Source organism: Kitasatospora griseola, from assembly GCF_014648555.1.
Taxonomy (GTDB): Bacteria; Actinomycetota; Actinomycetes; order Streptomycetales; family Streptomycetaceae; genus Kitasatospora; species Kitasatospora griseola.
In genome coordinates, this window is sequence record NZ_BMRI01000039.1 from 59,137 (window position 1) to 71,884 (window position 12,748).

Annotated in this window: 10 protein-coding genes and 1 rRNA gene; 1 reads left to right on the plus strand and 10 read right to left on the minus strand. The window is 74.5% G+C overall.

Annotated features, from left to right (window positions below):
• Positions 1-93 precede the first annotated feature (93 nt).
• Entirely contained in the window at positions 94-1,011 is a 918-nt protein-coding gene (locus IEZ12_RS31985) for a LysR family transcriptional regulator (RefSeq protein ID WP_189277066.1), read from the plus strand.
• A 2-nt stretch (positions 1,012-1,013) separates the two neighbouring features.
• On the opposite strand, the gene IEZ12_RS31990 is transcribed toward IEZ12_RS31985, so the two are convergent.
• From IEZ12_RS31990 to rrf, 10 genes are all read right to left on the minus strand, one after another.
• Positions 1,014-1,745, minus strand: coding sequence for a ZIP family metal transporter (locus IEZ12_RS31990; protein ID WP_189277086.1), 732 nt, complete (start codon positions 1,743-1,745; stop codon positions 1,014-1,016).
• A 217-nt stretch (positions 1,746-1,962) separates the two neighbouring features.
• Positions 1,963-2,400 (minus strand): DUF6278 family protein, encoded by a 438-nt coding sequence (locus tag IEZ12_RS31995; RefSeq protein WP_229848417.1) that lies wholly within the window; start codon positions 2,398-2,400, stop codon positions 1,963-1,965.
• Positions 2,401-2,474: 74 nt separating this feature from the next.
• Entirely contained in the window at positions 2,475-4,127 is a 1,653-nt protein-coding gene (locus IEZ12_RS40210) for a restriction endonuclease (RefSeq protein ID WP_189277068.1), read from the minus strand.
• A gap of 197 nt (positions 4,128-4,324) precedes the next feature.
• Positions 4,325-5,818 carry a hypothetical protein gene (locus IEZ12_RS32005; protein WP_189277071.1) on the minus strand — a complete coding sequence of 498 codons (1,494 nt, stop codon included), beginning with the start codon at positions 5,816-5,818 and terminating at the stop codon, positions 4,325-4,327.
• A 286-nt stretch (positions 5,819-6,104) separates the two neighbouring features.
• The gene (locus IEZ12_RS32010) at positions 6,105-6,752 is read right to left on the minus strand and encodes a YigZ family protein (protein WP_189277073.1); all 648 of its coding nucleotides are present in this window, start codon (positions 6,750-6,752) and stop codon (positions 6,105-6,107) included.
• A 90-nt stretch (positions 6,753-6,842) separates the two neighbouring features.
• Positions 6,843-8,126, minus strand: a complete 1,284-nt coding sequence (locus IEZ12_RS32015; protein ID WP_189277075.1) for a DUF6986 family protein — start codon at positions 8,124-8,126, stop codon at positions 6,843-6,845.
• 170 nt (positions 8,127-8,296) lie between these two features.
• Positions 8,297-10,051, minus strand: a complete 1,755-nt coding sequence (locus IEZ12_RS40725) for a DUF2637 domain-containing protein (RefSeq protein ID WP_373295553.1) — start codon at positions 10,049-10,051, stop codon at positions 8,297-8,299.
• Between the two features lie 239 nt (positions 10,052-10,290).
• Entirely contained in the window at positions 10,291-10,959 is a 669-nt protein-coding gene (locus IEZ12_RS32025; RefSeq protein WP_189277077.1) for a response regulator transcription factor, read from the minus strand.
• Positions 10,911-12,353 (minus strand): sensor histidine kinase, encoded by a 1,443-nt coding sequence (locus IEZ12_RS32030; RefSeq protein WP_229848420.1) that lies wholly within the window; start codon positions 12,351-12,353, stop codon positions 10,911-10,913. The genes IEZ12_RS32025 and IEZ12_RS32030 overlap by 49 nt, the downstream gene beginning before the upstream one ends.
• 156 nt (positions 12,354-12,509) lie before the next feature.
• Positions 12,510-12,626: ribosomal RNA gene (rrf, locus tag IEZ12_RS32035) — 5S ribosomal RNA — on the minus strand.
• Positions 12,627-12,748: the final 122 nt, after the last annotated feature.

Genomic DNA, 12,748 nt, shown 5'->3' on the forward strand with positions numbered 1-12,748 from the left:
GGAGCGGAGGAGGAGGGCATGGATCGAGGATCGCCCGCGACGACCGTTCAGCACCAGCGACAGTTCCTCAACCCGGCTGTTTAGCATTGCTGCATGATGGATCTGGGACGCCTGCGCGCCCTGCACGCGGTCGCCGTGCACGGCTCGGTCGGCGGCGCCGCCACGGCGCTCGGCTTCACCCCGTCCGCGATCTCCCAGCAGATCGCCAAACTCGAACGCGAGACCCGCACCGTACTCCTGGAACGCCAGGGCCGCGGCATCCAACTCACCGACGCCGCCCGCGGGTTGGCCGACACCGCACAGCGGGTGCTGGCACTGGTCGAACAGGCCGAGGTGACGCTGGAGGAGCAGCGCGGCCGGGCCACCGGACGGCTGCTGGTCGCCGCCTTCGCCACCGCCTCGCGCGGCCTGCTGCCCGGCGCGCTCGCCGAACTCCACGCCGAATACCCCGAGTTGGAGGTCAGGCTGCTGGAGAGCGACCCGTACCCGGCGGCCGAACTGGTGGCCCGCGGCGAGGTGGACCTGGCGGTGGTGCAGGACTGGGCGTCCGTGCCGCTGCCGGTGCATGACGGCGTGGACCGGCTCGACCTCGGCACCGACCCGGTCGATCTGCTGCTGCCCGTCGCCCACCCGCTGGCGGCGCTCGACGCCGTCCCGATGACGGAGCTGCGCGGGCAGCGCTGGACCAGCGTGCCGCCGGGCAACATCTGCCACGACTGGCTGCTGCACACCATGCGGGAGATCGGCGAGGAGCCGGACGTCCGCTACCAGGTCGGCGAGTTCGAGAGCCAGATCGCGCTGATCGCGGCCGGCCTCGGTCTCGGCCTGGTCCCCCGCCTGGGCCGCGGCCCGCTGCCTCCGGGGGTCGTGGCCCGCCCCGTCACCCCGCGGCCGTTCCGCCGGGTGTACGCCCTGTGGCGCACCCAGACCTCGCGCCGCCCGGCCATCACCACCGCCCTGGACGTGCTGCGCCGCCACTGGGACGCCCTGGACCTCCGGAGCATCCTCTGACGCTACGTCAGTCCGACCACCAGCCACATGAATCCGACGCCCAGCAGGGTGCAGACGAGGGTGGTGCGCGAGGGGTGCGGGCTGTGCGCCTCGGGCAGGATGTCGGAGGTCGCCAGGTACATCAGGAAACCGGCGAAGAACCCCAGGTACAGCCCGAGCAGGTGCTCCGGGATGGTGAACAGCAGCGTGATCGCGGCGCCCGCGATCGGAGCGGCGGCGTCGGCGGCCAGCAGGGCGAGCGCCCGCCGCCGGTTGTTCCCGTACAGCCGGGTGAGCGTGTAGGTGTTGAAGCCGTCCGCGAAGTCGTGCGCGACGACGGCGACGGCGACCACCGCGCCGACCGTGGCGCCGGCCTGGAACGCGGCGCCGATCGCGAAGCCGTCCATCACGCTGTGCAGCACCAGCGCGGACGCGGCGGCCAGCCCGACGCCCTGTTCGCGGTGCCGGTGCCCGGGTCCGTGGGTGTGCCCGTGGGCGTGGCTGTGCGCGGCGTACTCGCCCTCGTGGCCGCGGTGGATGGCGACGGCCCGCTCCACCACGTGGATCAGCAGGAACCCGACGGCGAACATCAGCAGCGCCTCGGGCACGCCGTGGAGCTTCTCGGGGGCCTGCTCCATCGCCTCGGGGAGCAGGTCGAAGGCGACCACGCCGAGCATCAGTCCGGCGGCGAAGCCGAGCACCAGGTGGCGGCGGTCGCCGGTGCGCTGCGCGACGAAGCCGCCGACCAGCGTCATCAGGAAGGCGCCCGCGGCGACCAGCACGGCGGTCAGTTCCGGCCTCCCGCGACTCGACGCCGAGGGCCGGACGGCTGTGCGGACCGCTGCCCACGGCTGCCCAGTCGTCCGGCCCGGGCCGGACGGTGCCGGGCCCTGGACCCCACTGTGCGGGCCGTGCCGCCGTCGCGCCGCCCGGCGGACCCGTCGGGGTGACCGAGCGTCACCTGAGGCCCGGTCAGCCGTCCCCGGCGGCCCGGTAGACGGCGGCGAGCTGCGGCGCGCCCTGCTCGGCCCAGCCGGCGCCGAGGGCGGTGACGTCCAGCTCGAAGCCGGTGGCCAGCACCATCAGCGGGCGGCCGTCGGGGGCGAGCCGCCAGGTCGAACCGGGGATCCGGCGGCGGATCACCGTGCCGAGGTACAGGCCCGCGTCGGTGCCCAGCCACTGCGAGACCTGCGGGTCGTCGCGCCAGCGGGGCAGCAGCTGGTCGAGCGCGGTCAGCGAGTCGACGGTGTCGTCGAGTCGCACCCCGGCGGCGTCGGCGAGTTCGCGCAGCAGGCCGCACTCGCCGTACATCTCGGCCATCGCCCGTTCGCGGTCCTGCTCGGCGAGGCGCCGGTCTGCGTGCTCGGCCGGACGCCGGTCGTGCCGGCCGCCGAGATGTCCGTTCTCCACGGCCCAAGCCTGTCACCTCCAACGGCTCAGCGGCAGAAGGCCCGTCGGGACCCGCCGGGGCCGCCGACGGCCCGTCAGACGGTGAGCGGCAGCGCCAGGTGGGTGAGGGCGAGTTCCCGGATGCCCTGGCCGTCGACCAGGTGGATCCGCTGGTGGCGTTCCTCCGTGGTCAGGTCGACCGCCTCGTCGCCGAACTGGCCGCAGGTCATCCGCAGGCCCCGGTCGGCGCCCTCCTCGCGGACGGCCTCGGACAGCGTGGCGATCTCCTCGGCGGTGACGGGCGCGGGGCCGCGGGAGGCCCACACCACCCAGCGGCCGGGCAGCCGGCTGCCGGGCTGTCCTTCGGCGGTAGCGACCAGCCCGGCCGGGCCGCGCAGCCGCACGCTCCAGTCCTCCAGGCCGCCGGCGGTGAGCACCGACCGCACCAGCAGGGCGAATTCGCCGGGCGAGAGCTCGCCGAGCGCGGGCACCGCGGCGTCGGCGGTGCCCCACGGCACCACCGCCTCGTCCGCGTACGGGTCGGGGGTGATCACGGCGGCCAGTGCGCGCAGCCGCAGCAGCGACTCGTCGTGCTCGGCGTCCGCGTACACGCCGTCGTCGCCGAGGTGCCCGGCGTCGGGGACCAGCCGGGTGCGGGCCAGCGCGTCGCGGTCGGCGTCCACGCTGAGCAGGCAGCGCGGCGGGCGGCCGGGCAGCCGCAGCCAGCCGTTCAGCACGACGCCGGCCAGCACGTCGTCGGTGTCGACGGCGTCGGCGGCCTGCAGGGCGCGCAGCGCGAGGCGGGCGGCCAGCCGCAGGTAGTCGGCGCGGACGTCGGCGTCGGGGCGGCGGACCGGCTCGACCGTGCCGTCCTCGGCGAGCCGGTAGCCGGACAGCGCGGGGACGGTGTCCAGCGGCGGCAGGTCGAGGTCGAGGACGGCGGTGCGGGTCAGCGCCCGGAACACCGCGCGGCAGGGGGCGGGCAGGTCGCGGGTGGAGCCGTCGGCGGCGGCCAGGGCCCGCTCCAGCAGCGACTCGACGGCGGCCGGCTCGGCCTGCCGGTAGGCGCGGCGGCACTCCTCCAGGCTGTCGTTGTACTCCTGCACGGCCCGGGCCCGGGCCAGTTCGGCCTCCTCGTGGGCCTGCCGGGCGGCGACCGCCCCGCTGTCGACCAGGTCGGCCTGCCGGGTGCGCCACTCGCGCAGCGCGCGCTGGTGGAGCAGCCGGGCCTGGGCGAGTTCGCGCTGGTAGCCGGAGTCGAGCAGGCGGCGCGAGCGGGGCTGGTCGGGGTCGGCGTCGGCGGGCTCCGGCGGGGCGAAGTCGGCCCAGGCGGGCTCGGGTTCGGTGTCCGGCGCGGCGTCCGGGTACGGCTTGGGCCGGTAGCTGCGCAGCTGGCTCTCGAAGTCCATCGCGGAGACCGGCTGGGCGGCGCGGCGCAGCAGGTCGGCGAAGCGTTCGTGGTCGGCCTGCACGGCGAGGGTGCGGTGGTGGGTGAGCGCGGCGGCCCGGCCGTGCGCGGTCACCGGGTCGTCGGCGACCGCGGGTTCGGGGGCGGCGGCGGGCTCGGGGGCGGGAGCCGGTGCGGGAACGAAGGGGGCGGCGACAGGCGCGGGCTGCGCGACGGGCGGTGCGTCCAGCACGGTCGGCTCGTCCTCGTCGGCGCCGAGGTCGCGGAACAGCGAGGCGAGGAACCCGGGCTGGAGCACCGTGGCGGCGCCGTCGGCGCGGCCCTCGGATGGATGCTGCATCGGCGGTCGTTCCCCCTGCTCGTCCGGCGCACGTCGGAGGCCGCCGTCGGCGGACCCGATCTGCATTGTCCCCCGTCCGGCGCTCCGGGTCAGCCAACCTCCCGGGTTTGGCCGACCGTTGACGCAGGATCGGCCGCCCCGTCGGGCCCGGAGGGGGCCGACGCGGGGTCGGCCCCGGGGGATCCGGATCGGGCGGGTCAGTTGGTGCGGGTGTTGGTCAGGTGCAGTCCGATGTAGCCGACGTAGATCCGGCCACTGCCGGAACAGTCGTCCAGGTAGTGCACCCGGGGGGCGGTGCCGCCGCCGCCGATCCGCAGGTGGGCGCCCATGAAGGCGCGGCAGGAGGAGTCCACGACGGCGGGGACGGGCAGCATCCGCTGGCGCTTCCACTTGCCGTGGCTGGCGACGGTGCGGGACTCGCCGCGGACCGCCTTGCGCGGCGGGAAGCGGTGGCAGCCGGGCGGGGTGTGCTCGCACCACTGCTTGAAGTCGCCGCCGGCCTCACCGCGCACCGCGGCGTCCGCGTACTCCTGGAGCGCCGTCAGGCCGTCCCAGGTGAGCCGCGCCCAGCCGGGGCCGTCGGCCTGGCCGTCCAGGGCGAGCGTCTCCTTGCTGTCGCCCGTGAACTCCAGCAGCGAGAACTCGCCGAAGCGGTCGACCAGTTCGCCGAAGCTGGCCGGGCCGGTGCCGCAGTGCGGGCGGCGCGGCGGGCGGGGCGGCTCGATCCGCAGCCGGCAGCGCTCCAGCCGGACCGCCGGGTGCGCGGGGCGCTCGGGGGCCTTGCGGGCCTCGGGCGGCAGCCACAGCGCCGGGACGGCGTCCAGCGGGGCGGGCGGCGCGAGTTCGGCGGACACCCGGCGCGGCTCGCGGGCCAGCAGGGCCGCGGCGCGGCGCAGGTTCTCGTCGATCCGCTGACGCGGCAGCACCGGGTGCCGGGCGGCGTCCGCGCGGGACGCCGGGTCGACGTCGGGCAGGAAGGTGCGGACGGCGCCGCCGTACACCTTGTGGTACTCCATGGCCAGGTTGAACCGCGGCAGCGCGTTGTGCCCGAGCACGTACATCGAGGCCAGGCCCGGGAGTTGACGCAACAGCGGGCCGAGCACCAGCTCCTGCCACTGCTCGATCGGCACGGCGGGCGGCACGCTGGCCACCACGGTCGGCAACTGCCGTTCCGGGTCGCACAGTTCGTCGATCAGGCCGTCCAGGTCCGCAGGGCCGAGCAGGCGCGGCGCGACCGCCAGCGGCACCGGGCCCTCGGTGGCGTCCAGCAACGGCAGCAGCCGGCGGACGAGTTCCGGGACGGGGACCCGGCCGTGGCCGGTCGGCGCGGGCCCGGCGGGCAGGTACTCGGCCTCGACGCGCAGCCGGGTCGGGCCGTCGGCGTCCTCGGAGGCCAGGGTGAGGGTCAGTTGGTCGATGCCGTTGAGGGCGGGGGTGCGCAGTCGGCGGCGACTGTAGCGGGCTCCGGGGCCGCGGCCGGGCAGCGGTCCGCCGTCGCGGTCCAGCAGTACCCGGTCGCCGAGCCGTAGTCGCTCCGGCAGGGCCCCGTGCTCGCGGGGCGGGGGCTCGTCGTGGCCCTCCGCCTTCAGCCAGGCGGCGAGCAGGTGGTCGACGAGGGCGGTCGTGTCGTGGTGCGGGCGTGGTGTCGCGGCCGTCAGCCGATAGGGCGGCTGGGCGTGGTCGGTGGGCATACGCGGAACCTCCCGAGGTGCGGTGCTGCGGTCTGCGAGTCCTCCTTCCGGTGCCGTGCCGAATCGCGTGTCCTGTCCAGGAGACGAAGCGACCCGGAGTGAAAGTTCCTTCTCCGGTGCGGGTTCCTTCGTTCGGGTGTCATCCGACGGCAACCGGAACTCCGCCCGCGCCGCCTCTGCTACCCGCCCGCCGCCGCTTGATGCAGCGCCCCAACACCCCGCCGCCACCGGAATATTGGCCGAAACCCGCCTGCCGGTCGGGCCCCCCACCCGGACTGCCGACCGCTCAGACCTCGACCTCGACGAAGGTCCGCCCGGCGGGCTGCGCACTCGCCGAACCGCCGGTCGCCTCGGCCAGCCAGGTGTGGAACTCCGCCACCTCCGGCTCGGGGACGCCCACTTCGATCCGCACCCCGTCCGCCAGGTACTCCAGCCCCGCCACCGTGTAACCGGCCGCCCGCAGGTCGTTCTCCAGCCGCCCCGCCCGGGTGTGGTCCACGGCCACCGACAGCAGCGCGACCGGACGCCGTTCCAGCAGCCCGATCTCGTCCAGCGCCTCCGACACCGACGCCCCGTACGCCCGGACCAACCCGCCCGCACCCAGCTTGATCCCGCCGAAGTACCGCGTCACCACCGCGACCGTGTCGGTCACCCCGCGCCGCCGCAGCACCTCCAGCATCGGCACCCCCGCCGTCCCGCCCGGCTCCCCGTCGTCGCTGGACCGCTCGCGCGGCTGCTCCTCCCCGACCACGAACGCCGTGCAGTTGTGCCGGGCGTCCCAGTACTGCTTGCGGATCGCCGCGATGAACGCCTGCGCCGCCTCTTCGTCCGCGACCCGGGCCAGGTGGCAGATGAACCGGGACTTCTTGATCTCCAACTCGTGGCTGCCATCGCCCCGGACGGTCAGGTACGGCTTCGGGCTCGGCTCGGCCATGACGCTGGTGCTCTCCGCTGTCGCTCTCTCCACCGGTGCCGCGCACCGGTCTCGCCGCCCAGCCTAGGGCCTCCGTCGGGCCGTTCCCGCTCAGCGGCCCGCCAGGGCGTGCAGGGCGGCGCGGTCCAGGCCGGTGCGGGCGGTGACCTCGACGGGGTCGAGGGCGCCGCAGTCCAGGCCGCGCAGCAACTGGCCGCTGAGCGCGCGGGCGGTGGCGGGCTCGTCCAGCACGGCGCCGCCGGCCTTGGCGAGGTACCCGGCGAGCCGGGCGCAGGCGGCGTCCAGGCCCTCGCGGTGGAAGGCGTACACGGCGGCGTAGCGGGTGGGCAGTTGGGCCGGGTGCAGGTCCCAGCCCTGGTAGTAGGCGCGGGCCAGCGAGCGGCGGACCAGCCGGTGGTGCAGCCGCCATGCCGCGTGCACCTGCTCGGCCGGGCCGGTGGGGATCACGTTGGTGGAGCCGTCGGAGAGCCGGACGCCGGTGCCGGCTGCGGCGACCTGCATGACGGCCTTGGCGTGGTCGGCGGCCGGATGGTCCGGGCTCTGGTGGGCCGCGCCGACCCCGCAGGCGGCGCTGTAGTCGAAGGTGCCGTAGTGCAGTCCGACGGCCCGGCCCTCGGCGGCGCCGATCAGCAGCGCGACGGTGGCCCGGCCGTCCGGGCCGAGCACGGCCTGGGTGGTCTCGATCTGGATCTCGAACCCGAGCCGCCCGGCGGGCAGCCCGGCCCGCTGCTCGAAGTCCGTCAACAGCCCTGCCAGCGCGGCGACCTGAGCGGCATGGCTGACCTTCGGCAGGGTGAGCAGCAGGCCGTCGGGCAGGTCGCCCTCGGCCAGCAGGGTGCCCAGGAACAGTTCCAGGGTGCGGATGCCGCGGGCCCGGACGGCCGCCTCCAGGCACTTGGTGCGGATGCCGAGGTACGGCGGCGCGCTCCCGTCGGCCACCGCCGCGGCCACCAGCTTCGCCGCCCGCACCGCCTCGGCGTCCTCCTCGGCGTCCGGGCGCGGACCGTAGCCGTCCTCGAAGTCGATCCGCAGGTCCTCGATCGGCTCGCGCGCCAGCTTGGCCCGCACCCGGGCGTGCACGTCCGCGAGCACCTCGTCGTCGGCCACGCCGAGCGCCTGCGCCAGCCGGGCCGGCGTCCCGGCGTGCTCGTCGAACACGGCGAGCGCCTGCGCGCCCCACGTGCGGACGGTGTGCGCCCCGTACGCGTCGGCCGGCACGTACACGGTGTGCACCGGCTGCCGGGCGGACCGCTCACCCGGGTAACGGCGTGTCAGTTCCGCGTCCACCGGCGTCAGCAGTGCCTCCACGGCGGCCCGGGCGGCGTCCGAGAACGAGACCGGCCGGGCGGGTCCGGCCTGGGCGGGCTGCGACATCCGGGGCTCCTCCACTCACCGCACGGGACCGAGGGACGGTCCGGCGACCGTAGTGCGGCCCCGCGGAAGCGTCAACGGCCGCCCGCCGGTTCCTCCGGCGGGCGGCCGTGGCACGAGGCTCGGCGCGTCGGCGTATCGGCGAGCCCGAACTGCGCCGGGGGCAGCGGTGACTACTCCCGGCCCGACTCCATGTACCGCTCCTGGAGCTGGTCCCAGACCTTCTCGACGTCCTTCACCGTCACTCCGCCGTCCGGACGCGAGCCCGGAACGCCGCGCTGCGACAGGTACTCGGCGAAGCGGCGCTCGTCCGGGTGGCGCTGGTTCTCCTCCATGTAGCCGACCAGCGCGGCGAAGCACTCGTCCGGGTCCAGCGGCTCCGCCCCGCCCGCGAACGGACGGCGCGCCGGCGCCTCCTCCGCCCCGTCGAAGGGCAGCGTCTCCGCCTCCATCATCGCGTCCAGCCGCAGCGGCCGACCGCCCAGCCGGATCGGCTCGGCCTCCTGGTCCTGCACCGGCTGACGGCCGCTCGGGTCCACCAGGACCTGCTGCGGGGCGTGCGCCGCCCGCGGCCCCTGCGGACGGGCCTGGCCGTGCCCGTTCGCCGGCACCCGATGCTGCTCGGCCACCGCCGGGCGGTAGCCCTCCTGGTAGCCGCCCTGCTCCGGATACCCCGGCTCGACGTACTCCTGCTCCGGGAAGCCCTGTCCCGGGAAGCCCTGCTCGGGGAAGTCCTGCTCGGGGAAGTCCTGCTCCGGGTAGCCGTCGGCCGGCTGGTAGCCCGACTGGGGACGGTCCGGCGCCTCCGCGTCCGGCGGGCGCGGGGCCTTGAACCACGGCGACGCCTGGCCCGGCACCCGCGCCGTGTGCACCTGATCGGCCTCCGCCAGGTGCGAGCGCACCGGGCGCGCCGTCCACACGTTCAGCTCTGCGGACCGGTCCATCACCGGCGCGGCCTGCGCCGCCTCCGGGTCCTGCTGGTCCCGCAGCCGCACCGCGGCCAGCTTCGCCAGCGTCGGCACCGCGACCGCCGCCGACACCGGCGGCACCGCCGGCTGCGACTGCGCGGCCGGCTGCTGCGGCTTGGGCTGCGGCTGCGCGGCCGGCTCGGCGGCGGCCTGCGCCTGGGCCGGCGCGTCGAGCGCCGCCGGCCGCCCCTGCGTCACCCGGCTGCCCGCCGGGGCCGAACGCTCCGCCTGCACCGTCTCCTCGGCCTCGACCTCGGCCGCTGCGGCGCCGGGCACCTGGAGCGGGCCGTCGATCCGGTCCAGCACCGTCGGGTCCAGCGGCACACCGTACTTCGCCAGCTTCAGCGGCAGCAGCGCCTGGAACGGCGCCGACCGCCGCCAGCCACGCCCGTACCGGAACCGCAGCTGCGCGCGGTACACCAGCCGGTTCTGCTCCAGCCGCACCGTCTCGTCGTACGAGCGCAGCTCCCACAGCTTCATCCGCCGCCACAGCCGGAACGTCGGCACCGGCGACAGCACCCAGCGCATCAGCCGCACCGACTCCATGTGCCGGTCCGCGGTGATCGCCGCGATCCGCCCCACCGCGTGCCGGGAGGCCTCGACGACCACCACGAACAGCACCGGGATCACCGCGTGCATCGCCATGCCCAGCGCGTCGCCCCAGGACGCCGCCGCGTTGAACGCGATGGTCGCCGCCGTCAGCAGCCACGCCGTCTGCCGCAGCAACGGGAACGGGATCCGCAGCCAGGTCAGCACCAGGTCCAGCGAGAGCAGCACCACGATGCCCGCGTCGACGCCTATCGGGAACGCGTAGGCGAAGGCGCCGAAGCCCTTCTCGATCGCCAGGTCCCGCACCGAGTTGTACGAGCCGGCGAAACCGATGCCCGAGATCACGCAGGCGCCGACGGCCACCACGCCCAGCAGAGCCCGGTGCGCGCGGGTAAGGGAAGGACGTGCCATTCGATGATCAACCCCTGGGACTCGGCAGCTGCCGTAGGACCTGTAGCCGCCGAGTACACGTCCCCGCCCCGGGGCGCACGACCGCGGGACACCACGGACTTGATGCGCCGTTGACAGACTCGGCCCACCGGATACTACTCGTACGGGCGTTCACCCCGGTCGCCAGGCCGGACCGGCACCACTCCTCCACTGGTCCACACCATCGTGCACACCGCTCCCCGCGCTCCCCGCCGGGCGCGTCACCCCGCGGCCGGCCGATCCGCCGCACCGTTCAGGTACGCCAGCACCGCCAGCACCCGGCGGTTGCCGTCCTCCGTCGGCGACAGCTGCAACTTCCCGAAGATGTTGGCGATGTGCTTGGCCACCGCCCCGTCACTGATCGTCAGCCGCGCACCGATCGCCGAGTTCGAACACCCCTCCGCCATCAGCCCCAACACCTCCCGCTCCCGCGGCGACAGCCGCTGCAACGGCTCCGAACCCGCGTTGTGCTGCAGCAGCCGGCCGATCACGTCCGGATCCATCGCCGTTCCTCCCGCCGCCACCCGGCGCACCGCGTCCACGAACTGGTCCGCGTTGAACACCCGGTCCTTCAACAGGTAGCCCACCCCGCCGGTGCCGTCCGCCAGCAACTCCCGCGCGTACAGCTGCTGGACGTGCTGAGACAGCACCAGCACCGGCAGGCCCGGTATCTCCCGACGCGCCGCCAACGCCGCCTGGAGCCCCTCGTCCGTCAGCGTCGGCGGCAGCCGGACGTCCACCACCGCGACGTCCGGCCGCTCCGACAGCAGCGCCGCCAGCAGGTCCGGCCCGGTCTCCACCGCGGCCGCGATGGTGAACCCGTGGACCTCCAACAGCCGCGTCAGGCCTTGGCGAAGGAGGTAGAGATCCTCGGCGAGGACAACGCGCACGGCAGCTCCATCGTGATGGTGGTCGGCCCGCCCACAGGACTGTCGAGCGAGATCACTCCGTCGAACGTACCCAACCGCTTCTCGATCCCCCGCAACCCACCGCCCGTCTCCATCCGCGCGCCCCCGTGCCCGTCGTCCGTCACCACCACCCGCAGCCGGCCCGCCCGGTGCAGCACATCCACCCAGACCTGCCGGGCCCGCGCGTGCTTCGCCGCGTTCGCCAGCAGCTCGCTCACACTGAAGTACACCGCCGTCTCCAACGACGCCTCCGGCCGACCCGACAGACTGACCGTCACCTCCGTCGGCAGCACCGCCGTCAACGCCAACTCCCGCACCGCATCCGGCAGACCGCGCTCCGCCAGCACCGGCGGATGTATGCCCCGGACCAGATCCCGCAGCTCCTGCAGCGCCTTTGCCGAGGACTCCCGTGCCTCCGCCAGCAACTCCCGCGCCGCCGTCTGATCGCTCGTCATCAGGTGCTCGATCGTCCCCAGCGTCAGCCCGATCGCCACCAGGCGCGCCTGCGCGCCGTCGTGCAGATCCCGCTCGATCCGCCGCAGCTCCGCCGCCTGGGCGTCCACCGCATCGGCCCGAGTCTCCGTCAGGTGCGCGACCCGCTCGGTCAGTTGAGCGCGACTCGGCTTCGGCGCGCCACCCAGCACCCGGCACGCCAGCTCATTGTGCGTCCGAACCGCCCACGGCATCGCCAGCATCCCCGCAGCGGCCATGACGGCACCGATGAGCGCCGAGAACATCAGGCCCACCGTGTGGCTGTTGAGGCCGAAGAAGTACCGCGAATCCACCGTCGCCGTCGCCGTGAACACCAGCCCGCCCCACACCAGCACCATCGGCACACCCAGCAGCACCACCGCCGCCACCGGATTCACCAGCAGCCACAACGCCTCCCGCTGCACCTGCCGATCCCGCACCGCCCACTGGACGAACTGCACCAGCCGCGCCACCTCCAGCCGCCGGTGGTACGAGACCCCCGTCCACCAGAACCCGCGCGCATCCTGCTCCAACGCCTCCCGGGTCGAATACACCACCCGCCAGGACTCCCCCGAAGCCCGCTCCACCCGCTGCCTCGTCCACCCCGCACCGTGGCGCACGAACCAGTACAGCGCCGACAGGCCTACCACGATCGCGCTCGGCGCCGCCACGAACGGCGCCACCGGCCCCCCGTCGAACAGCTGAACCGCGGCCAGCGCCGTGAACACCGCCGCCAGCAACGGCACCACGGGCCCCGCGACCGACGTCACCGCCATCGCCACGCCGTGCCCGAAGGCCCGCACCGCCACTCGCGCCCGCTCCCCCACAACGGACCTGACGGCCCCACCGTCGAACCACGTTGTCGTCGCCAAGGCCACTCCCCGAGAGTTGATCGCCGTCCCCAAGAACGCTCTCAGTCTCTCCCCGACCACCCGGCCGGCACATTGGCCGTGCCACCCGTCTTTCAGGTGGACCTAAGTCCACCCCGACCGGTGGTGGCCGATACCGGGAACGCGAAAAAGCCCCCCGCCATAAAGGCGAGGGGCTTTCCCTGAAAAATTGTTCGGCGGCGTCCTACTCTCCCACAGGGTCCCCCCTGCAGTACCATCGGCGCTGTGAGGCTTAGCTTCCGGGTTCGGAATGTAACCGGGCGTTTCCCTCACGCTATGACCACCGAAACACTATGAAACTGTCGAACCGGAACCCACACCCCACAAGGGGGTGGGGTTCTGTTCGTGGTTTCAGAACCAACACAGTGGACGCGAGCAACTGAGGACAAGCCCTCGGCCTATTAGTACCG

What these genes read in the sequence shown, in the direction of transcription:
- IEZ12_RS40210 (WP_189277068.1), bottom strand. Translation starts at nt 4,127, where the DNA reads ATGCAGCATCCATCCGAGGGCCGCGCCGACGGCGCCGCCACGGTGCTC.
- IEZ12_RS31985 (WP_189277066.1), top strand. Translation starts at nt 94, where the DNA reads ATGATGGATCTGGGACGCCTGCGCGCCCTGCACGCGGTCGCCGTGCAC.
- IEZ12_RS32005 (WP_189277071.1), bottom strand. Translation starts at nt 5,818, where the DNA reads ATGCCCACCGACCACGCCCAGCCGCCCTATCGGCTGACGGCCGCGACA.
- IEZ12_RS32015 (WP_189277075.1), bottom strand. Translation starts at nt 8,126, where the DNA reads ATGTCGCAGCCCGCCCAGGCCGGACCCGCCCGGCCGGTCTCGTTCTCG.
- IEZ12_RS32010 (WP_189277073.1), bottom strand. Translation starts at nt 6,752, where the DNA reads ATGGCCGAGCCGAGCCCGAAGCCGTACCTGACCGTCCGGGGCGATGGC.
- IEZ12_RS40725 (WP_373295553.1), bottom strand. Translation starts at nt 10,051, where the DNA reads ATGGCACGTCCTTCCCTTACCCGCGCGCACCGGGCTCTGCTGGGCGTG.
- IEZ12_RS31990 (WP_189277086.1), bottom strand. Translation starts at nt 1,745, where the DNA reads ATGACGCTGGTCGGCGGCTTCGTCGCGCAGCGCACCGGCGACCGCCGC.